Annotated in this window: 23 protein-coding genes and 1 tRNA gene; 10 read left to right on the top strand and 14 right to left on the bottom strand. The window is 29.1% G+C overall.

Annotated elements, in window-relative coordinates; genetic code table 11:
• Positions 1 to 618 precede the first annotated feature (618 nt).
• The 4 genes from F594_RS0100285 (at position 619) to F594_RS0100300 (ending at position 3,643) form a co-directional block, all read left to right on the top strand.
• Positions 619 to 888, top strand: a complete 270-nt coding sequence (locus F594_RS0100285) for an ACT domain-containing protein (RefSeq protein ID WP_019034143.1) — start codon at positions 619 to 621, stop codon at positions 886 to 888.
• 12 nt (positions 889 to 900) lie between these two features.
• Entirely contained in the window at positions 901 to 2,259 is a 1,359-nt protein-coding gene (locus tag F594_RS0100290) for a PFL family protein (protein WP_019034144.1), read from the top strand.
• A 65-nt stretch (positions 2,260 to 2,324) separates the two neighbouring features.
• Positions 2,325 to 2,401, top strand: a tRNA-Arg gene (locus F594_RS0100295).
• A 210-nt stretch (positions 2,402 to 2,611) separates the two neighbouring features.
• Positions 2,612 to 3,643, top strand: coding sequence for an S-layer homology domain-containing protein (locus tag F594_RS0100300; protein ID WP_019034145.1), 1,032 nt, complete (start codon positions 2,612 to 2,614; stop codon positions 3,641 to 3,643).
• A gap of 431 nt (positions 3,644 to 4,074) precedes the next feature.
• Here F594_RS0100300 and F594_RS0100305 read toward each other — a convergent pair whose 3' ends face one another.
• Together F594_RS0100305 and F594_RS0100310 are read right to left on the bottom strand one after the other, a co-directional pair.
• Positions 4,075 to 5,547: a C69 family dipeptidase gene (locus tag F594_RS0100305; protein WP_019034146.1), complete on the bottom strand. Its 1,473-nt coding sequence runs from the start codon at positions 5,545 to 5,547 to the stop codon at positions 4,075 to 4,077.
• Positions 5,548 to 5,610: 63 nt separating this feature from the next.
• The gene (locus F594_RS0100310) at positions 5,611 to 5,928 is read right to left on the bottom strand and encodes a YqfO family protein (protein WP_009346146.1); all 318 of its coding nucleotides are present in this window, start codon (positions 5,926 to 5,928) and stop codon (positions 5,611 to 5,613) included.
• 77 nt (positions 5,929 to 6,005) lie between these two features.
• Between F594_RS0100310 and F594_RS0100315 the strand changes: the two genes are divergently transcribed.
• Positions 6,006 to 6,338, top strand: coding sequence for a phage holin family protein (locus F594_RS0100315; protein ID WP_019034147.1), 333 nt, complete (start codon positions 6,006 to 6,008; stop codon positions 6,336 to 6,338).
• Between the two features lie 216 nt (positions 6,339 to 6,554).
• Here F594_RS0100315 and F594_RS0100320 read toward each other — a convergent pair whose 3' ends face one another.
• The 12 genes from F594_RS0100320 to rpmH all read right to left on the bottom strand — a co-directional run bounded on the left by F594_RS0100320 (position 6,555) and on the right by rpmH (position 15,837).
• A complete protein-coding gene (locus tag F594_RS0100320) occupies positions 6,555 to 6,977 on the bottom strand; it encodes a hypothetical protein (protein WP_019034148.1) in 423 nt (140 codons plus the stop codon).
• On the bottom strand, positions 6,977 to 7,864 hold the full coding sequence (locus F594_RS0100325) for a PhzF family phenazine biosynthesis protein (protein WP_009346157.1): 888 nt from the start codon (positions 7,862 to 7,864) through the stop codon (positions 6,977 to 6,979). The genes F594_RS0100320 and F594_RS0100325 overlap by 1 nt, the downstream gene beginning before the upstream one ends.
• Complete coding sequence (locus F594_RS0100330) at positions 7,861 to 8,715, bottom strand: ParB/RepB/Spo0J family partition protein (RefSeq protein ID WP_019034149.1); 855 nt, start codon at positions 8,713 to 8,715, stop codon at positions 7,861 to 7,863. The genes F594_RS0100325 and F594_RS0100330 overlap by 4 nt, the downstream gene beginning before the upstream one ends.
• Positions 8,712 to 9,461, bottom strand: coding sequence for a ParA family protein (locus F594_RS0100335; RefSeq protein ID WP_019034150.1), 750 nt, complete (start codon positions 9,459 to 9,461; stop codon positions 8,712 to 8,714). The genes F594_RS0100330 and F594_RS0100335 overlap by 4 nt, the downstream gene beginning before the upstream one ends.
• 123 nt (positions 9,462 to 9,584) lie before the next feature.
• Positions 9,585 to 10,280 carry a 16S rRNA (guanine(527)-N(7))-methyltransferase RsmG gene (gene rsmG, locus F594_RS0100340; protein WP_019034151.1) on the bottom strand — a complete coding sequence of 232 codons (696 nt, stop codon included), beginning with the start codon at positions 10,278 to 10,280 and terminating at the stop codon, positions 9,585 to 9,587.
• The gene (gene mnmG, locus F594_RS0100345; RefSeq protein WP_019034152.1) at positions 10,270 to 12,174 is read right to left on the bottom strand and encodes a tRNA uridine-5-carboxymethylaminomethyl(34) synthesis enzyme MnmG; all 1,905 of its coding nucleotides are present in this window, start codon (positions 12,172 to 12,174) and stop codon (positions 10,270 to 10,272) included. The genes rsmG and mnmG overlap by 11 nt, the downstream gene beginning before the upstream one ends.
• A 5-nt stretch (positions 12,175 to 12,179) precedes the next feature.
• Positions 12,180 to 13,559 carry a tRNA uridine-5-carboxymethylaminomethyl(34) synthesis GTPase MnmE gene (gene mnmE / locus F594_RS0100350; RefSeq protein WP_009346140.1) on the bottom strand — a complete coding sequence of 460 codons (1,380 nt, stop codon included), beginning with the start codon at positions 13,557 to 13,559 and terminating at the stop codon, positions 12,180 to 12,182.
• Between the two features lie 43 nt (positions 13,560 to 13,602).
• Complete coding sequence (gene jag / locus F594_RS0100355; protein WP_019034153.1) at positions 13,603 to 14,412, bottom strand: RNA-binding cell elongation regulator Jag/EloR; 810 nt, start codon at positions 14,410 to 14,412, stop codon at positions 13,603 to 13,605.
• Positions 14,396 to 15,130, bottom strand: a complete 735-nt coding sequence (locus F594_RS0100360; protein WP_019034154.1) for a YidC/Oxa1 family membrane protein insertase — start codon at positions 15,128 to 15,130, stop codon at positions 14,396 to 14,398. The genes jag and F594_RS0100360 overlap by 17 nt, the downstream gene beginning before the upstream one ends.
• Positions 15,131 to 15,145: 15 nt before the next feature.
• Positions 15,146 to 15,361, bottom strand: a complete 216-nt coding sequence (yidD, locus tag F594_RS09410; protein ID WP_004823744.1) for a membrane protein insertion efficiency factor YidD — start codon at positions 15,359 to 15,361, stop codon at positions 15,146 to 15,148.
• Positions 15,358 to 15,696, bottom strand: coding sequence for a ribonuclease P protein component (rnpA, locus tag F594_RS0100365; protein ID WP_009346178.1), 339 nt, complete (start codon positions 15,694 to 15,696; stop codon positions 15,358 to 15,360). The genes yidD and rnpA overlap by 4 nt, the downstream gene beginning before the upstream one ends.
• 6 nt (positions 15,697 to 15,702) lie before the next feature.
• Positions 15,703 to 15,837 carry a 50S ribosomal protein L34 gene (gene rpmH, locus F594_RS0100370; RefSeq protein WP_004823743.1) on the bottom strand — a complete coding sequence of 45 codons (135 nt, stop codon included), beginning with the start codon at positions 15,835 to 15,837 and terminating at the stop codon, positions 15,703 to 15,705.
• A gap of 372 nt (positions 15,838 to 16,209) precedes the next feature.
• On the opposite strand from rpmH, the gene dnaA reads away from it, so the two are divergent.
• From dnaA to gyrB, 5 genes are all read left to right on the top strand, one after another.
• A complete protein-coding gene (dnaA, locus tag F594_RS0100375; protein ID WP_019034155.1) occupies positions 16,210 to 17,565 on the top strand; it encodes a chromosomal replication initiator protein DnaA in 1,356 nt (451 codons plus the stop codon).
• A gap of 145 nt (positions 17,566 to 17,710) precedes the next feature.
• Positions 17,711 to 18,808 carry a DNA polymerase III subunit beta gene (gene dnaN / locus F594_RS0100380; RefSeq protein ID WP_019034156.1) on the top strand — a complete coding sequence of 366 codons (1,098 nt, stop codon included), beginning with the start codon at positions 17,711 to 17,713 and terminating at the stop codon, positions 18,806 to 18,808.
• Entirely contained in the window at positions 18,808 to 19,023 is a 216-nt protein-coding gene (locus F594_RS0100385; RefSeq protein WP_019034157.1) for an RNA-binding S4 domain-containing protein, read from the top strand. The genes dnaN and F594_RS0100385 overlap by 1 nt, the downstream gene beginning before the upstream one ends.
• The gene (gene recF / locus F594_RS0100390) at positions 19,020 to 20,096 is read left to right on the top strand and encodes a DNA replication/repair protein RecF (RefSeq protein WP_019034158.1); all 1,077 of its coding nucleotides are present in this window, start codon (positions 19,020 to 19,022) and stop codon (positions 20,094 to 20,096) included. Before F594_RS0100385 ends, recF begins: the two co-directional genes overlap by 4 nt.
• An 8-nt stretch (positions 20,097 to 20,104) precedes the next feature.
• The gene (gene gyrB, locus F594_RS0100395) at positions 20,105 to 22,024 is read left to right on the top strand and encodes a DNA topoisomerase (ATP-hydrolyzing) subunit B (RefSeq protein WP_019034159.1); all 1,920 of its coding nucleotides are present in this window, start codon (positions 20,105 to 20,107) and stop codon (positions 22,022 to 22,024) included.

Below are 22,024 nucleotides of genomic sequence, written 5' to 3' on the forward strand. Positions count from 1 at the left end.
GATTTTAAAATTTTATCAGAGCTTATTTGTAATATAATTAACCTTTACTAAAATTTTAATTAGCATAGGTAGTTGTGTTTATTATATTTAAAGATAAACTTTTCAAAAATTTAATTAAGAAATTGAGCAGTATTGAGAGATTAAAGACCAGAACAGAATAATATGTGCTAAAATTTATCAGTCATTGACTTTGATATAAATTAAATTTAAAACATTTAGGTTTTGAATTGTATGTTAAAAGTTTCTGAATATAAATTAAATTCAAATTTGTTGATTATATAAAAATATATAAAGTATTACTTATATTGATAAGACTTTTAGATGGCTACAAATTTTGAGAGTTAGAAATTTGAGTATTAGCATAATAAATTGTCCTAATCATATAAGTTTAATATTCGAAAGTAATAGGTGATAGAATAAGTGATAGAACCAGAAAATTTTCATAGGATGGAATTGCAAGTGAGTCTTTATTAAGAATGAATAATTATTATTGGTTATAGTAAGGTCTATAAAATAATTATTCATTCTTTTTATTTTATAAAATATTTTATTTTCTATATATACTAATGAAAATATTATGTCAATAATATATAATAGATATTATTCTTGGAGGTATTTATGAAAGCTGTTATAACCATCATTGGAAAAGATAAACCCGGTATAGTTCATGAATCTACTGGGCTTTTAGTTAAATATAATATTAATATTATTGATATCACCCAAACAATATTAGAAGATTTCTTCACAATGATTATGATTGTTGATATTTCTAACTTAGGTGATAAATTTGAAAATTTAATTAATGATTATGATATTTTATCAAAAAACTTATCAGTTAAGATAAAAGTAATGCATGAAGATATTTTCAATGCTATGCACAAGATCTGAGGTTTTTTTCTTATGAATAATAAAGATAATATCCTAGAAACTATAAATATGCTGGATAACGAGCTTTTAGATATCAGAACTGTCACTCTAGGCATTTCACTTCTTGATTGTATAGATCCTGATATCAATAAGTCTTGTAAAAAAATTTATGAAAAAATAAATAGAATTGCATATAATTTATTAAACGTAACAGAAAAAATTTCACAAAAATATTCTATTCCTATTATCAACAATAGAATTTCTGTAAGTCCAATATCTATTATAGGTGCTGCAACTTCAGAAAAATCCTATGTACCCTATGCAAAGATTCTTGATAAAATCGCCCATAACTTAGGAGTGGATTTTATTGGTGGTTTTTCTGCCCTGGTCCAAAAGGGATACACAGATTCTGATCTTGTTTTAATAAATTCTATTCCTCAAGCTATGGCAGAAACTTCTTTAGTTTGTTCTTCTGTAAATATAGGCTCAACTAAATCAGGCATAAACATGGACGCCTGCAAAAAAATGGGTGAAATTGTTAAAAAAACTGCAGAACTTACTAAAGATTCAGATTCATCTGGTTGCGCAAAGCTAGTTATTTTTGCTAACGCAGTAGAGGATAATCCTTTTATGGCTGGAGCATTTCATGGAGTAGGTGAAAAAGAGTCCACAGTAAATATTGGAGTTTCAGGTCCAGGAACTGTTCTTGGTGCCTTAAAAAAAGTGAAGGATAAATCTTTTACAGAAGTTTCTGAAACTATCAAAAAAACCGCCTTTAAAATAACAAGAATGGGCGAACTTGTTGGAAAAGAAGTTGCAAAAGAGCTTAACATTCCTTTTGGCATAATTGATTTATCTCTAGCCCCAACCCCAGCCGTAGGCGATAGCGTTGGAAGAATTTTAGAAGAAATAGGAGTAGAACATGTTGGCGGTCATGGCACAACTGCTGCCCTTGCTATGCTAAATGATGCTGTGAAAAAAGGTGGCATCATGGCTTCTTCTCATGTTGGTGGACTTAGCGGTGCTTTTATTCCTGTTTCAGAAGATGAGGGTATGATAGAAGCAAGTCAAAATAAATATATTTCCTTTGATAAACTTGAAGCCATGACATGTGTATGCTCAGTTGGTCTTGATATGATTGCAATTCCTGGTTCAACTCCTAGCGAAACTATAGCTGCAATTATTGCAGATGAAGCCGCTATTGGTGTTATTAACGGAAAAACAACTGCCGTAAGACTTATCCCCGTTATAGGTAAAGATGTAGGACAAAGTGCTGAATTTGGTGGATTATTAGGTCATGCACCTATAATGGATATTGGAAAAAGCAAATCAACTAATTTTTCTAATCGTGGTGGCTTTATACCAAGCCCAATTCATTCATTTAAAAATTAAAAAATTATGTCAAGTAGTCTTTTACTTGACATAATTTTACTAATGTTTTAAAATATTTTTATTATGTCCACGTAGCTCAGTTGGATAGAGCACACGCCTCCTAAGCGTGGGGCCGGAGGTTCGACTCCTCTCGCGGACGCCACAAATCACTTGCATTAGCAGGTGATTTTTTTTCACAATTTTTTAAAATTTACAATAAACTGCTTAGAGAAATGAATAAAAGAATTGAGGCTATTTTTGCTAATAAAGATCTGTTTAAAATAATCATATATTAAACTTTTATTAAACCTACCTAAAGCTTATAATTAAAAATAAGCTATATACGATTTATAATGATAAAGGAGAAAAACCAATGAACAAAAAACTAATTTCAGCCATTACACTTAGTGCTATTTTAATAGTACCTACAAATATTTTGGCAAAGACTTTTAGTGATGTTAATAATAATGACTGGTTTTACAGTGTTGTAAATGAATTATCAGACAAAGGCATCATTTCAGGTTATGAAGATAATACATTCAAACCACAAAAATCCGTATCTTATGCTGAATTTTTAACACTACTAAACAACTCAATAGGAGAAAAACAAACACCAGATTACAAAAACTCAGAAGAATGGTACAAGCCAACATTTGATTATCTAAAACAAAAGGGAGTAATTACAAACATCCAAAACCCAAACGCAAAAATCACTCGTAACGAAATGGCAAAATATTTGTCATTAGGACTAGAAAAACTAAAAAATCAAAAGATAGATACAACAACACCAGCAAGTATAAAAGACTTTGATAGCATTCCAAATGAATACAAAGATTTGGTGGCAAGTGTAGTAAATGCTGGACTCATAAAAGGTGATGAAAACCAAAACTTTAATGGATCAAAATCATTAACTCGTGCAGAAACAGCAGTAATCATAAAAGGCTTAGGTGGAGAAGGAAAACCAGTAGAAAAAGCAAAGAAAGCAGACCAAAAACCAGTAGCACAAGGAACTTTTCCTTTACCATTAGAAGGTAAAGACAAATATGGAAATCCATATAAAATACAACAATCAATAGTAGACGAATATCCAGAAAATAGGCCAACAGCATTTGACAATGACCCAGAAATCACAGATAAAATAAAGAAACAACCAATCGTAAACCCAGACTTACTACAAGAATACGGACAAGCATACTTAGATAGGGTAAATGGTATCATTACAGATCCAAATGCACGCTGGTATGGTTGTTATGAAAAATGGGCACCAGAACTAATTAATGGAAACATAAAAAATGAATTGGATGGGGACAGATTAATGGAAGAAGATAGAAAAAATGGCTTGACACCACTATCTGATTTGGACTTTAGTAAAATGTCTGAAAAAGAATTACAAGATTATTTATAAAAATAACCAAAATGACTATTAATGACACATTTTTAAGAAGATAATAAGGCAACACCGCCTTTCTACAAAACAAATAAGAAAAAAAGATATTAGTAAAATGTCCAAAAAAGAATTGAAAAATTATTTATAACTAAGAAAAATTAAAATATATAGTAAGCAGATTAATTGCCAAAAAATTTTTTAATTAATTAGATTTTTAATAAATAAATTATAGTAAAATTAGAGTTTTGAAAAGTGATTTATATTTTGTAAGTCTTGCAATGCTGTATTTTCCAATATTTTAACAGCTATACAAACCTTTATAAAATTGCGTCCTATTTATTTTTCTTGCAAAGTATTTTCTGTATTTTTGCTCACAGTTTCTACTTCTTTTACAAATGCCACAAAAGGTCAGCTTTTGAACTGACCTTTTATTTTATATTTTTTAATTTTTAAGCATCTGATCTTTGGAATGAATTTTTCATACCCATAGATGCAGTGTAAAGTATTGAATCTAAATATTTATCTGTTCTTTCTTTTAAATAATCTGCCATCTCTTGATTTGCTTCTTCTAATAGTTTTTGCACATCATCATTTTGTCCTTTAATTTCTTTGAATTTTTTGTCATATTTTTTAATGATGTAATGTCCTTTAGCTGCGATGTCACTTTGATATTCTTCTACATCTGCTGCTGTTTCTTGAAAATGTGCATCAGCCATAGTCGCTATAATTCGATTTACCCAATAAAAATTTTCTGTCGTTACTTTTAGTGTAGTATTTTTTAGATATTGTGGTGTATCTTTTATATTTGCATAAAAAGGTGCTATTGCATTAAATACGTTAGAACCGAATGCCAACCATTCTATTGCGCTTATTTTTTCGTCTACATAGGGTCTTATTTGAGTTAAAGCAAGAACATCTGAACGGTTAATGCCAATTGGTCTAAATCTTCCGCTTTGTGATTTATCACCATATATCATATAGGGGTCATAAGGTGTAAGTTCATAGTGATTTGAGAATGCTGTTTTTAATTCTTCTATGGTTATCTTTTTTTCAGGAACCATAGACCATGGTAAATTATTGCTAGTCGGCAAAAATTCAGCGTCTTGACCATCCCAAATATAAGAATTTCTGTTGAAATATCTATATATTGCCCAAGCGCGGGGAGTGTTGTATAAAAGATCATTATAGGTGTCACTTCCAAAAGCTTCTCTTGGATTAAATTGACCATTTAAAGTTCTATTAAGATGATTTTCTTCTATAAATTCTTTTAGGTCATCAGAACACATATAATTTATTTTTTTATCAAAGGCATCATCGAAATCAAAGTCATCAATACCGAATTGATTAGGCATTACAACATAAACATCATCTGGTACTCTTTTTGCTATCCAATGATGTCCTCCTATTGTTTCAAACCACCAAATATCATTTACATCTTGAAAAGCCACACCATTACTTTCATAGGTTCCATATTCTTCTATTAATTTCCCAAGCCTTACAACTCCTTGGCGGGCACTTTCAATATAGGGAAGGGTTATAACTACAAAATCTTCTTCGCCTATACCACCTTTTTTAACTACTCCTTCTTCGTATTCTATTAAGGGGTCTGCTCCTAAAACTCTTTCATTTGTTGTTATAGTTTCTGTTGCTGTCATTGAAATATTTTTTTCGTTAACACCACAAGCACCCCAAACACCTCTCCATTTTTTTACATTTGGTAGGCAGGTGTATGCCATAGATTTTTCTGGTAATTTAATTTGACAATCAGTTCTAACAGATTTGTAATCTATAGGTTGTTCTTCAGGGCTTACAACTATAAATTTTTTAGCCTTAAACATACCTGAACCTGAATCTTCTATACGACCAACAAGGGTAGAACCGTCATAACTTGCATTTTTGCCTACAAGAATTGTAGTACACATAATATCATCCTTTCACAATTTTATATTAAATTATTTTGTTATTTATATTTTCCAATAATTTTTTTATAAATCTAAGAGTTGAATTATATTAATTACTGGAACTTCATAAGGGTGATTTTCTTTTATTATCTTTAAAGCTATATCCTTATCTTTTTCTCTTATCCTAAATTCTAACTTATCTTCACAAAGCTCTTCTATTTTTCCAACTTCTCCTATATAGGGGTTTGCTCCTTTAAGTGGTCTAAAATGACCTTTTACACTTGTTTTGGAATAACAATAATCATAGGAACCATCCCTAAGTAAACCTCTATCATTAAGGGCCTTAATTAAAATTTTGGAACTTTCTTGTGGAATAAAAACTTCAAATTTATAATATTTCATAGTATCACCTTAATTAATTATACATAAAAATGTTTGAAATACCTATATTTGGGATATAAAAATTATAGGAGGTAATTATGTTTAAATTAATTATTAAAATTTTAGTAAGTGCACTAGCTATTTTGGTGGCTTCATGGCTACCAGGAGGGTTTAAGGTTGATAGTTTTGGTGTAGCTATTAGCGCTGCCGTTGTTATTGGATTACTTGACTGGGCAATAAATAGATTCACAGGAATTGATGCTTCACCATTTGGTAGAGGTAGTGTAGGTTTTATTGCAGCTGCAATTATTCTTTTCATAACAGGTAAATTGGTTGATGGTTTCCAAGTTACTATTATTGGAGCAGTTGTTGGTGCCGTAATTTTAGGAATTGTTGATATCTTTATTCCTGCAGATAAAAGACCAATTTAAAAAATTTAAGTTAGAATTTTTTAAATATAAAAAAGGAAGAAGGCTCATAGATTTTTGATTAAAAAATTTTTATGGAGTCTTTTTTTTATTTTGGTGAGAAACTATAAAAAATATTTTTATTTGAAATTTATCCCATAAAAAAATGGTCCAAGTTTTATTTCTCAGACCATATTTTTATAAACTCATCTTTACCAAGGATATTTGATAAAGATCACTTTAATCAATTGTTTGATATTTATTTATTATTTTTTCTATTAATTTAGAATATCTTCTATTTAAAGCATACCACTTATTATCAACTCTAATTACTTGTCCGCTTTTTACGAATTCAATTTTTTTACCTGAGTTGAAATAAACATTGATATAATTTATAGTATCTGCAGAAGTATCTCTGTTGGATTTTTTTCCTCTTAGTTTGTTCAATGAGTATACAATTTCCTTAATTTCTTTATTATTTTTTATAGTTTGCATAACCTGACTTTTATTTGCAATAATTTCTATATAATCTACATCTTTTACTTCAATATCTACCAATTTATTTCTGGAAGATATTATTGAAGTCCCAACAAATAGAAGTATAACAAAAAATAAAATTAAAATTATTTTCCACAAATTACTCTTCTTTTTATTTTTTCTCATTATATTTCTAAAACCCCGTTCATGAAAGTATAAGCACGACCTCCGACTCTCACTATACCGTCTTTTTCCTTGTACTGAGCAATAACTTTAGAAACTCTATCCACATAGGTTCCTTGTGTTGAATATATCACATTTGATTTAGTGTATGAATTATTATGAAGATAATACATAGTAGCAGCAGTTGATGTACCTGATCCTGTTTCTTCATTAACTCCTATAACAGGAGAGAATGTTCTTTGATGAATATTTATCCCATCTTTAGTAGTAAATACATGGTAGGAAATTATGTCTTCAATTTCGGAAAGCTTTTTTGCTTCTTTAAAATCAACTTGAACATTTTTTAAAATATCTTCATTTTTAACAGGAATTATTATATCGCAAAGTCCTGTAGAAATTTTTTTAGGCATACAATCTACATAGGGTAGACCTATGTCTTCTTTTTTTAAACCTAAAATAGATAAAACTTTATCCAAATTTTCAACTTTCTCTTCATTTTTCATCTTCAAATTCATATAGATGTTTTTAATCTGATAGTTTTCGTATTCTAATTCTACACTTACCTTTCCTAAAGCTGTAAATTGCTTTATTTTGTTTATTCCTTCTTCAATGGGTAATATATATTCATTTTTAGCTATTGCATAAAAAGTTGCCATTGTGGCATGACCACAGAGTTTTATTTCTCCATGAGGAGTATAAAATCTAGTTTCATAAACACCAGTATCCATTCTTCTTATAAATACTGTAACTGATTGATTAATATCCTTAGCTATATTTAACTTTTCTTCTTCAGTTAAATCTCCTTTATCAATAATTACACCTGTAGAATTGCCTTTAAAGGGCTTATCTGTAAAGGCGGAAACCAAGTACATATTATAAAATCTAGTCATCTTTCTAAATTTCCTCCCAATATTAAATCACAAATTCTTTCTAGATCTTCTTCACTATAATATTCTATTTCCAGTCTTTTATGTTTACCTCTACCTTTAAAATTGACTTTAGTAGATAGGTGAGAACTTAATCTATCTTTAATATCTCTTGTAAAAATATCTAGCTTTTCATATCTGTTTTTTGAAGTGTTTTTTTCAGTATTTGATACAGAAATTGAGTTTTTAACTATTTTTAAAGCCTCTTTATACTGCTTTTCCTTGTCTTTTATGGCTAGAAGAGCTTTTCCGTGAGATTGGGATAATTCTCCATTTAGTATCAAATCAATTACCCTAGAATCAAGATTTAAAAGTCTTATAGTATTTCCAACATATTGCCTTGATTTACCTATCTCTTTAGCTAAATCTTCCTGTTTTAAATTATATTCATCTAACAAATATCTAAATGCTTTTGCCTCTTCTATTGGGTTTAAATCTTCTCTTTGTATATTTTCTATTAAAGAAATCTTATCAGAAATTTCTTCATCAACATCTTTTATTATTGCAGGTACCTTTTCTAATCCAGCAATTTTAGCTGCTCTTAGCCTTCTTTCGCCAGAAACTACTATATAAGAATCACCATTTTCTTTTACAAGTAAAGGCTGAATTACTCCATAATTTTTTATAGATTCTGCCAATTCATCCAATGACTTTTTATCGAAAACTTTTCTCGGTTGGTCAGAATTTCTTTCAATTAAATTTATATCTATATATAAAAGGTTCCTTTCCTTATCCGAATTAATAATTTGTGCTATATTTTCTTCAGATGATAAAAAATTTCCTATACCTCTACCTAAAGACCTTTTTTTTGTCATACTTCACCTTCTATCTCTTTTGCTAAATTCAAATAAGCTTTTGCTCCTTTTGAGAGAGGGTCATATTGAAGAATAGTCATTCCAAATGATGGAGCCTCTGCTAATCTTACGTTTCTAGGAATTATTGTTTTGTAAACTTTTCCTTTAAAGAAATTTTTTACTTCCTCAACAACTTGCAGTGAAAGATTAGTCCTGCTGTCAAACATACACATTAGAACTCCACCAATTTCAAGGTTTGGATTAAAATTATCCTTTACAAGATTAATTGTATCCATAAGCTGACTTACTCCCTCTAAGGCATAATATTCACACTGAACAGGAATTATTATATAATTAGACGCAATCAAACTCATCATTGATAATATCCCTAAAGATGGTGGGGAATCTATTAATACATAATCATAATCATTTATAACAGGTTCAATGGCATTTTTTAACTTAAATTGCCAATCTCCACCTTTTGCAAGTTCAATTTCAACTCCAGAAAATTCTCTATTTGCAGGTATAATATGGACATTTTCATAATTAGTTTTATAAAGGGCTTTGCCATTATTTTCCATCAAAAAGTCATATATCATAAGGTCAAAATCATAGAATCCTAATCCCGATGTGGAATTTCCTTGAGGATCCATATCTACAATTAAAACTTTCTTACCAATTTTTGCAAGGGCATGAGAAAGATTTACGACAGTAGTTGTTTTCCCAACTCCACCTTTTTGATTAAATACAGTAAATACACTCGCCATTTCAAACCTCATTTCTATATTAATAATAACAGATTTACAAATTTTTTTAAATAGATAAAAATTTAAAAAATGCTCCATATGGAGCATTAATTTTTTTAAGCTCCACGTGGAGCATTTATTAATTTATAATGGTTTACTTTTTGGTTTTCCACCTTGTCTTGGGTATTTCATAGGTGTTGGTTTTATTTTCTTTGTTATCAATAAATAATGTTTAATGTCCAAAGGTAAATCAATTTCCATAACTTCTATTAATTTGCCACCTAAAATATTAAAGGTATTTGAAACTTCTTTTATTTCTTCATTATATTCTGGACCTTTCATAGCTATGAAATAGCCTCCAACTTCTACAAAGGGAAGTGCATATTCAAGTAGAGTTCTTAATCTTGCAACTGCTCTTGATGTTACTAATTGAAATTTTTCTCTATAGTCTTTATCAAAGGCTAATTCTTCGGCTCTAGCGTGTATAGCTTTTATATTTTTTAAATTAAGCTCTTCTATTGCTTTGTTTAAAAAAACAATTCTTTTATTTAACGAATCTACAAGAGAGATATCTAGATCTTTTTTATATAATTTTAAAGGCACACCAGGAAAGCCTCCGCCTGTCCCTAAATCTAATATTTTCATATTATCTCTTATAAGACCCGTCTTAAAGATAGAGAGAGAATCTAAATAATGCTTTACATTAAATTCATCTTCATCTACAATTCTTGTTATATTTGTTATTTTATTATATTCTAATAAAAATTTTCTGAATTTTTCAAAATCTTCTATATTTTCATTATTAAGTTTATATTCTATAAAATAATCTTTAAGCGTCATGCCTTCTCCTTTGACTTTCCAAATATATCAACAAAACATTGATATCTGCAGGAGAAACTCCTGTTATTCTTCCTGCTTGACCTATAGATTCAGGTCTTATATCTGATAATTTTTCTCTTGCTTCAAGTCTTAAACCATCAATCTTTTTATAATCTAAGTCTTTAGAAAGCACTCTATTCTCCAATTTTTTATATTGACGAATTTGTATCTCTTGTTTTTTAATATATCCCTCATATTTGATTTCAATTTCAACATTGTCAATAATATCTTTTCTAAGTTTTGGCCTATCTTTGTCTAAATCTGCAAGTTTTTCGTAGTTAAGCTCAGGTCTTCTCAAAAGTTCAGCAAGGGTTAAAGAATTTTTAAGCTCAGTTGAATTTAATTTTCTAATTATATTATTGTTTTCTTCAGTTGGATTTATTCGGATACTTCTTACCCTATCAAGTTCCTTTTCTATATTTTCTTTTCTATAAAGGTATTTTTTATATCTATCTTCATCTACAAGCCCTAAATCGTAACCAATTTGAGTAAGTCTTAGATCAGCATTATCTTGTCTTAATGTCAGTCTATATTCAGCCCTAGCAGTCATCATTCTATATGGTTCTTTTGTGCCTTTTGTTACTAAGTCATCAATTAAGACACCAATATAACCTTGGGACCTATCAATGATAAAGGGTTCTTTTCCTTGAACTTTTAAAGCTGCGTTTATTCCAGCGACAAGCCCTTGTGATGCTGCTTCTTCATATCCACTTGAACCGTTAATTTGACCAGCAAAAAATAAACCGTCATAGTCCATGTGTTCCAAATTTCTTTTCAATAGAGTTGCATCAATTGCGTCATATTCAATGGCATAGGCTGGTCTTAATATCTTACAATTTTTTAAACCTATAATTTCCTTATAAAATTCATTTTGAACTTCAACTGGTAAAGAGGATGATACTCCTTGGATATACATTTCATCAGTAGTTAAGCCTTCTGGTTCTATAAAAACTTGATGAGAGTTTTTATCCTTAAATCTTGTAACCTTATCTTCAATAGATGGGCAATATCTTGGACCTTTTCCTGTAATATCTCCAAGGCTTAATGCACTTCTATTTATGTTATCCCTGATAATTTGATGACATTTTTCTGTGGTATATGTCAAATGACAAAGCTCTTGGTCAATATTCATATCTTTATCATAGTTTTTAAAAGAGAAGGGAACGATCTTCTCATCTCCCCTTTGTTCCTCCATACAGGAAAAATCTATTGATGATCTCAATACTCTTGCGGGTGTTCCAGTTTTTAATCTCATTAATTTCATAGAAAAATCTTCTTCTAGAGATTTTGAGAGTTCATTTGCAGGTCCAAAACCAGTCGGTCCAGATGAATAATTAACCTCACCCATATAAACCCTACCTCTTAAGTAGGTACCTGAACACAAAACTACTGTTTTAGCCTTGTATCTAGCCCCGTTTCTTGTTAAAACACCACAAACCTTGTTGTCTTCTTTTAAAATCCTTACAGCTTCATCTTCTTTTAAATCAAGATTTTCTTGATTTTCCAAGACTCTTTTCATTGTTTCGTGATATTTTCTTTTATCAGCTTGAACTCTTAAAGAGTGGACAGCAGGCCCCTTAGAAGTATTTAACATTCTTGATTGAATAAAAGTTTTGTCAATGTTTATAGCCATTTCACCGCCTAGTGCATCAATTTCTCTAACTAAATGACCCTTGCCAGTACCACCTACATTTGGATTACATGCCATATTAGCTACAGCATTTAAATTAATACATAAAATTAAAGTCTTGCAGCCCATTCTAGCGGCAGCAAGACCTGCTTCACTTCCTGCATGACCTGCTCCGATTACTATACAATCATAATCTCCAGCATCAAAATATTTTACTTGTGTCATAAGTCCTACTTCCCAATACAAAATTCACTAAAAACTCTGTCCAAAACATCTTCAGTGGTAATTTCACCTGTGATTTTTGAAATCTCTTCCAGAGCTTCTTCTAAATTAACTTCAACTAAATCTAAAAAAACTTCATTTTCCAAGTCTAGTCTTGTTTCTTCCATTGTTTTCAAAGCTTTCTTTAAGGCATCTATGTGCCTTATATTATTGACATAGACTTGGTCTTTTTGAATAATTTCTCCTGAAAAGAACATATCTTTTATTGCATTTTCTACAAGCTTAATTTCTTCAGGATTTCTAACTGAAAGTTTAAGGTAATCTCTATCATTTAATAATTCTTTTATATCTTCATCGCTAACTCTAGCTTGTAAATCATCTTTATTCATAATGAAAAGTGCTTTTTTATTTTGAATTAAATCTAAAATTTCCCTGTCATCTTTATTAAAAGGCCTAGATAAGTCAAAAATAACAATTACAAGATCAGCTTCCTTAATCTTATCTCTTGCAATTTTAACACCAATTTTTTCTACTTCATCATCAGTTTGTCTGATCCCTGCAGTATCTGTAACCTTAAGTAATAAACCATCTAGATTGATATAATCTTCTATTGTATCTCTTGTTGTTCCGGGTATATCTGTTACTATGGCTCTTTCATATTTAAGCATTCCATTTAGAAGTGAAGATTTACCTACGTTAGGCTTACCTAATATTAATGTGTTTATTCCTTCTCTCAAAAGTTTTCCTCTGCCTGCATTATTTAGAAGTTCTCTTATATTTAAAGTAATCTCATCATTTCTTCTTTTTAATTCATCATAAGTGGCATCTTCAACCTCATCTTCAGGAAAATCAATATTAGCAACAATAAGAGCCTGCATACCTACAAGATTTTTTTCAATTTTTTCTACTTCTTTGGAGATGCTACCCTTTAATTGCTTCATGCTTATATCAAAAGAATCTTCTGTTTTTGCTTTGATTAAATCAATTACAGCTTCAGCTTGGGATAAATCAATTCTTCCATTTAAAAATCCTCTTTTTGTAAATTCTCCTTTTTGAGCAAGCCTAGCTCCATTAGCTAAAAGTAAATTTAAAATTCTTCTTACAGCAACAATACCTCCATGACAGTGAATTTCGACAATATTTTCTCCACTGTAGGAATGAGGTCCAAGCATTTTTACAGCCAAAACCTCATCAATAATCTTATCATTGTCATAGATATGACCATAAATAAATTTTCTATTCTCGCTATCTTTTAACTTTTTTTTGCTTTTAGCCTTGAAAATTTTGTCTACAATTTCAACAGAATTATCTCCGCTCGTCCTTACAATGGCAATTCCTGCCTCGCCGACAGCAGTTGAAATGGCAGCTATTGTGTCATAAGTATCCATAAAGCTCCTTTAAAATAAAAAGGGACTTTTAAGGTCCCTCTAATCAATACTTTCTTTCTTTTTGAATAACAACTTTTCTGTAAGGATCCTTACCCTCAGAATGTGTAATAACACCTTCGTAATCTTGAAGTGCTTCATGAATTATTTTTCTTTCATAAGCATTCATAGGTTCAAGTCTTATGGACCTATTGTTTCTTATTACCTTATCTGCCATTTTAATGGCAAGTTCCCTTAAAGTTTGTCTTCTTTTTTCTCTATAACCACTGGAATCAAGGTTAACCTTTATATATCTTGAACTGTGTTTATTAACAATTAAATTTAAAATATATTGTATAGAATCAAGAGTTACGCCTCTTTTTCCAATAATGATTCCGAGTTTATTTTCATCACCTATAATATTTACACATAAAACATTATCTTCTAGACCTAAAGAAAGGTCTGCTTCTAAGCCAAGGACATTTATAATTTTATTCATAAACTCCCTGGCAACTTTTATAATATTTTCATTTTCTTCATCTAAATCTAAACTTGCTTCATCAGAAGTGTTTTTTTCATCACTTGAATCAACATATGAAGAAAAATTATTTTCTATTTCTTTTTCAGGTTTTACCTGTTCTTGGCTCTTCTCTGGTTCAATATCATTATCAAATATTTCTTTTAAAATGTCACTTGTAGATTCTTCTTTTTTAGTGACCTTTACAGTAGCATCTTTGGTACCTATAATACCCAAAAATCCTTTTGTGGCTTCTTCTAAAATTTCGATATTAGCTTCTTCTCTTGAAATATTTAATTCTTTTAGAGCCTCATTTACGGCTTCATCGACATTTTTTCCCGTTTTAATTACGTAATTCATTAGACTCCTCCACTGATTTTTTTACAAAATTATTAACTACAAGTTGTTGAACAATAGCAAAAATATTAGATACTGTCCAATAAATAATTAGTTCAGCTTGTAAAGTTCTACCCATAAAGAAAATCATAATAGGCATTGCAACCATCATTGAATTCATCATAGATTTTGCTTGATCTTGACCTGCTCCTGCTGCTGGAGATTTAGTAGCTAAATAACTTGTAAAAAATGTTGTAATAGCAGCTAGTGCTGGTAATATCATTGTCTTATCAGCAACTCCTAAATTACTTATATAAAAGAAATTTTTATTCATTGCTTGATAAAAACCCGCTTGACTAAAAATATAAGTTTGTGGTTTATAAAAACAACGATAAAAACCAACTAAAACTAACAACTGTACAATCATTGGTAAACATCCGCTAAGAACATTATAATTAGCACTTTTATATAGTTGTCGTTGCTTCATAGCAAGAGTCTGTGGATCATTTTTATATTTCTTTTGGATCTTTGCTATCTCTGGTTGTAGTTCAGCCATTTTCTTTTGGTTTTTCATCTGTGATATAGTCAATGGTAGAACTAATATCTTTAAAATTAATGTAGTAATAATAATAGAAAGAGCATAATAAGAAATATTTGTAGGTTCATTAGGTATAATTTGAGCTATAAGATTATAGACATAACGAATAAATATACCTAAAACAACACTAATCGGTTTTGTCATTTATCCCTCCAAAATTTAGATAAGAGGATCGTAACCACCTTTGTGAAAAGGATGGCACTTACTTAATCTTATAAGTGTAAGGTAAGTTCCTTTAAAAAAACCATACTTTTCATAGGCTTCAATACTATATTGTGAACAAGTCGGTGTAAATCTACAGTGGCTTCCAGGCAATAAATATCTAGATATAACCCTTTGGTAAAATTTAATTAAAAGCACACAAATATTTTTCAATTTTTCACTTTCCTTTGTCTTTTTAAAACATTCAAAAAGTCTTTTTTAAAATCTGTAAAGTCACAATCTACTGCTTCTTTTTTAGCAACAAAAACATAATCATAACCCTTATAGATTAAAGGATACAAATCCCTATATATTGCTTTAAATCTTCTTCTTACAAAATTTCTCTTACAAGCATTGCCTATCTTTTTTGTAGTAGTAAAGCCAGCCCTTGCTATATTTAAATTATTCTTTTTTGTAAATAAAGTTATATATCTGCAAGAAGATATTTTTTTAGCCCTATAAACCTTTTGATATTCACTATTTTTTCTTATAAAACAATCCCTATCCATTTAAAATTAAGCTGAAAGTCTCTTTCTTCCTTTTCTTCTTCTTGCTTTAATTACATTTCTTCCTGCTCTAGTTCTCATTCTTGCACGAAAACCATGCTCTCTTTTTCTTTGTTTGTTTTTTGGTTGAAAAGTTCTCTTCATAATCTCACCTCTTTCATCCTTAAAATTATATGTATGAATTAGCAATTTGTCAAGAAATAATGTCATTTTAACCCTAATAACAGAGTTAGCTTGTTGATAAGTTATAGTAAATTTGTTAAAATATATGTGGATAATTATTTAATCTTGTGGAAAATTTAAAAATTGTTAATAAATATATTTATTAACAATCTGTTAATAACTTGTTGATAACTTTAATAGATTTTTTGTTTTCTTTATTTATTCACAGTTTAATTTATATTATTAAATATATTTTTGAAATTTAATAAAAATTTTTCACAATTTATGAACATTTGTGGATAAGTTTATACTCTATTTTTATTCACAAATATTAAATTGTTAACAGGAGGCTATATGGATAATGATTTTTCCACTATTTGGGAACTTTTTTTAAAAGATATTGAAAAAAAATCCATGTCATCTGTTACATATAATACTTGGTTTTCCAGAATGTTGCCTAAATCCTGGGATTATGAAAATAAAAAAATAATAATTAGTGTACCATCTCAATTCATAAGAGATTATTTAGTAAACAACAAGAGGCATTTTGATTTGGTTAAGAAGTGTCTTTTTGAAGTTACAGGGATTGACTTTGACCTAAATATTATTTCTGAAGATGAAGCAAAAAATGTAGTTTTGAATAAAAATAATGATAGCTTTGATGATAATTTTCAAAGCACTAGACTGAATCCAAAATATAGTTTTGAGTCTTTTGTAGTCGGTAAATCTAATGAATTTGCCCATGCTGCTTCTCTTGCTGTTGCGGAAAATTATGAAGATCCCAGAAAGTCTTATTCAAATCCCTTATTTATTTACGGAGGAGTGGGACTTGGAAAAACTCACCTTATGCACGCAATAGGTAATTTTATTATTAATCAGGACCCCACAAAGAAAATATTATATGTAACAAGTGAACAGTTTACAAATGAATTAATAAATTCAATTCAAAAAAATAAGAATGAAGAATTTAGAAATAAATACAGAAAAGTAGATTTACTTCTAATTGATGACATTCAGTTTATAGCTGATAAAGATAGGACTCAAGAAGAATTTTTTCATACCTTTAATGAGCTTCATGAGGCTAATAAACAAATAGTTTTGACATCAGATAAACCTCCTAAAGAAATTAAATCTTTAGAGGAAAGGTTAATCTCAAGATTTGCCTGGGGACTTGTGGTAGACATTGGTCAACCAGATCTTGAAACTAGAATTGCTATATTAAGATCTAAAGCTAATGTTGAAGGTTTTGATGTTAGTGAAGATGTAATTAATTATATTGCTGAAAATGTAAAAAGTAATATAAGAGAGTTAGAAGGAGCTTTATCAAGGGTTGTAGCTTATTCTAAGCTTACAAGCGGAGATATTTCAATAGAAAATACAGCTATAGTTTTAGCAGATATTTTTGAATCTAAAAAGAAGAAAGTTATAAATGTAAAACTTATAAAGGAAGTTATTTGCAAAGAATTTGATATTACAATCAGTGATATTGATTCTAAAAAAAGAACTAGACAGATAGCTTATCCAAGGCAAATAGCTATGTATATAACTAGACAAATAACAGAACTTTCTCTTCCTAAAATTGGAGAAGAATTTGGAGGGCGCGACCATTCAACAGTTATTCATGCATATGATAAAATAGAAAAGGATATGCAGGAAGACCCAGTTTTTAAAATTAAAGTTAATGATATTATAAAAAAAATAAAAATGTAGTGAATAAATAACAAAAATATAAGTAACTTATCCACAAGTTATTAAAGGAAACTTTTTTAATATTTGGAATTTTCTAATACTTATACACATATTAACAAGGCCTACTACTATTACTAATTAATATACTTTATTCAGGAGGAAAAAAATGAAATTTAAAATTAATAGAAAGGATTTAGCTAAACATATTTTTATAGTTCAAAGAGCAATATCTGCTAGAACAACTATGCAGATATTAGAAGGAATTCTTATTAAATCAAAGGACAATAAAATAAGTTTAACTGCAACTGATACAGAAATATCAATTGTCACTGAAACTTCAGCTCTTGTTGAAGAAGAAGGTCAAATAGTTGTTAATGGAAGACTATTTGGAAATATTATTAGAAAATTAAATAATGATGATATATTCATCAAGGTTGAAAACTTCAACATGAATATAAAATGTGGTAATTCTGAATTTAATATTTCAGTTCAAAATGCTGAAGGATATCCAGCTCTTCCTAATATTAAAAAGGATAAAGTATTTTCTCTTTCTGTAGATGAATTAAAATCAGCAATTAGAAAAACATCTTTTGCTGTATCACTTGATGAAACAAGAATGGAATTTACGGGAGTTTATATGGACTTTTTACAAGACCATATAAATTTTGTAGCCCTAGATGGTTTTAGAATGGCTATTATGAAAATAAATAAAAATACAGGATTTACATCTTCAGCTATAGTTCCATCAAGGTCCTTTGTAGAACTTGAAAAAATATTAGATGATGATAAAAAAGATATAGTTATAAATTTGGAATCAAACAATATAGTTTTTGAATTTGACAATACAGTATTTTACTCAACTCTAATAAGTGGTAAATTTTTTGACTATGAAAATTTACTAAGAGATTCCTATAAAATTCAAACAAGTGTAATAAGAAGTGAATTTCAATCAGCCTTTGAAAGAGCTTCTCTTCTTGCAAGAGAAGATAGAGCAAATTTGGTAGAGATGACTTTAAATAATGAAGAAATATATATTGATTCTAAATCTGAAATTGGAAATGTTCATGAAGTAATAAATTGTTCACAAATTGGTGAAAATTTAAAGATAGCTTTTAATTCAAGATATATTTTGGAAGGCATAAAGATTATGGAAACAGATAATATAATTTTAAATTTAACTGATTTTATTAATCCTTGCATTATAAAAGAAGAAGATAATAAAGATTATATATATTTAGTCCTTCCTGTAAGGTTAGCACAATAATGAAAGAAAAAGTAATAATTAAAGATGAATATATAAAATTAGATTCTTTTTTAAAATTTCAAGGTTTAGTTGAAAGTGGAGGATTTGCAAAACAAGTTATAAAAGAAGGTCTTTGCAAAGTTAATGGTGAAGTTGAATATAGGCGTGGCAAAAAACTTTATCCAAAAGATATTGTAGAATTTCAAAATAAAGAATATGTAATAGGTGAGAAATGAACCTAAGCTTTATAGGTCTATATAATTTTAGAAATTATAAAAGTTTAAAATTAAATACTGGTCCCAAAATTAACATTATTTATGGTAAAAATGCAAGTGGGAAAACTAATCTTTTAGAAGCTATTTATATGACATGTAAAGCATATTCATTTAAAAATCCCAGGGATAATGATTTAATAAATTTTTCAAAAAATGAGGCTTATATCCTGGGAACTTATGAAAATAATTGCTATAAAGACAATTATAGGATAGAGATAACAAGAAATAATGTAAAAAAATATTTTATAAATGAACAAAAAACAAATTCTAAAGATTTTAGACAAGCAAGACATATAATTTTATTTTCACCTGTGGATTTAAATATTATAAAAAATTCCCCATCGGATAGAAGAAGATTCATAGATGAGAGTCTTTCAAACATAGATCTTTCTTATGATTATTATTTATCTCAATATAGAAAGATTTTAATGGAAAGAAATAAACTTTTAAAAATTTCTAAAAATATGTCTTTGCTTGAAATTTATGATAGAGAATTGTCAAAAATTGGCTCAAAAATAATTATTATGAGGTTAATAGCTATAAAAGAGCTTAATAAATATGCGAATAAGCATTACCAAAATCTCTCAAAAAATGATAGATTAAAAACTACTTATCTTTCAACCATTCCTCTATCGTCAAATGAAGAAGAAATAAGAGAGAATTTTTATAATTTTTTAAAATTAAATCAATATAAAGATTTTCAAAGAAAAAATACAAGTATAGGTCCTCACAGAGATGATATAGATTTTAAAATTAATGATAAATCAACAAAAGCTTTTGGCTCACAAGGCGAACAAAGAAGTGTAGTCTTATCCCTTAAACTTTCTGAATTTGATTTAATTTATAAAAAATTTAATGATAAGTCTATACTTTTATTAGATGATGTCTTTTCAGAATTAGATGAAAAAAGGACTATGTATCTTTTAGATTCAATTAAAGATACACAGACATTTATTACAACTACTGAATTTAAAGATTATTTTAAAAATTTAAATATCAGTTCTTACAATATAGAAGATATAAATAAAGAATAGGAGAAATAATGGCAGAAAAAAAGAGACATTATGATGCAGGAGATATACAAGTCTTAAAGGGACTTGAACCTGTAAGAAAAAGACCTGGGATGTATATAGGTTCTACCGGAGAAAAAGGTCTACATCATCTTGTATATGAAGTTGTTGATAACTCTATTGATGAAGCCCTTGCAGGTATCTGTGACCATATAAAAATTGTTATTACTAAAGATGGCTCTTGTTATGTGGAAGATAACGGTAGCGGTATACCAGTAGAAATACATCCACAAACAGGAAAATCAACGGTAGAAACAGTACTTACAATACTTCATGCTGGTGGTAAGTTTGATAACAAAGCATATAAGGTATCAGGAGGACTTCACGGAGTTGGCGTTTCAGTTGTAAATGCCTTGTCAACTCATTTAAAAGCGACAATAAAAAGAAACGGGAAAATTTATTCGCAAGAATTTCAAAGAGGCAAAGCTATTTCAAGCTTAAAAGAAATTGGTAAAGTGGATAAAAATCAAACTGGAACTAAAATTGAATTTACACCGGATCCTGAGATATTTGATACTGTAGAGTTTTCTTTTGATATTCTTTCAAAAAGATTTAGAGAGATGGCATTTCTAAATAAGGGAATAAAAATTGATTTTACTGATGAAAGAATAAATAAAAATGAAATTTACCATTATGAAGGTGGAATTAAATCTTTTGTTGAATATATAAATAGCAAAAAGAAATATGAACCCATCCATGATGAAATTATATATATTGACGAAATAAGAGAAAATACTTCTATAGAAGTAGCAATTCAATATACAAAATCATATTCAGAAGAAGTTTTGACTTTTGCAAATAATATAAATACAGAAGAAGGTGGTAGTCACTTATCTGGATTTAGATCAGCTATTACTAAAACTGTAAATGATTATGGAAGAAAATATAATTTTATAAAAGAAAAAGAAGAAAATTTATCTGGTGATGATATAAGAGAAGGTATGACAGCGGTCTTAAGTGTCAAACTTCCTAATCCTCAATTTGAGGGACAAACTAAGGCTAAACTTGGTAACTCTGAAACAAAGGGTGTTGTAGATTCTGTAGTGTCTGAAAAACTTTCTATGTTTTTAGAAGAAAATCCAAAAACATCTAAGGCAATTTTAGAAAAAGCTGTCGCAGCCAGACGTGCAAGAGATGCAGCTAGACGTGCTAGAGAAATTTCAAGGGCAAAAAATAATTTAGATATGACTTTGCCTGGAAAACTTTTTGACTGTAGTGATGTTGGTAGCGAAAAAAGTGAAATATTCCTAGTCGAAGGTAATTCCGCTGGTGGTAGTGCAAAAGATGGTCGTGATCCTGAATTTCAAGCTGTTTTACCTCTTCGTGGAAAAATTATGAATGTTGAAAAAGCTACAGAAGCAAAAATGTTAAATTCATCAGAAATAAAGGCTATGATTACAGCTTTTGGTACAGGATATGCAGGTGAATTTGATATTAGCAAGTTGAGATATAATAAAATTATAATTATGACAGATGCCGATGTCGATGGAGCTCATATAATGACCCTACTTCTAACATTTTTCTTCAGATATATGAGACCATTAATAGAAAATGGTCATGTTTATGTGGCACAAGCTCCTCTTTATGGACTTGAAAAAAATTCTAAAATTTTAAGATATTGTCATAATGAAGAAGAATTAAATCTTGCCTTAAAAGCTCATGAGAGTGAAAAAAACATTAATATAAAAAGATATAAGGGTCTTGGCGAAATGAACTATGACCAGCTTTGGGAAACAACAATGAATCCTGACAACAGACTACTTTTAAGAGTAAATATTGAAGATTTTGATGAAACAGATGATACATTCCAAATGCTTATGGGTCAAGAAGTTGAACCTAGACGTGAATTTATTAGTGAAAATGCACAATATGCAGATTATATAGATGCATAG

This window comes from Peptoniphilus lacrimalis DSM 7455 (assembly GCF_000378725.1).
Lineage (GTDB): Bacteria > Bacillota > Clostridia > Tissierellales > Peptoniphilaceae > Peptoniphilus_A > Peptoniphilus_A lacrimalis.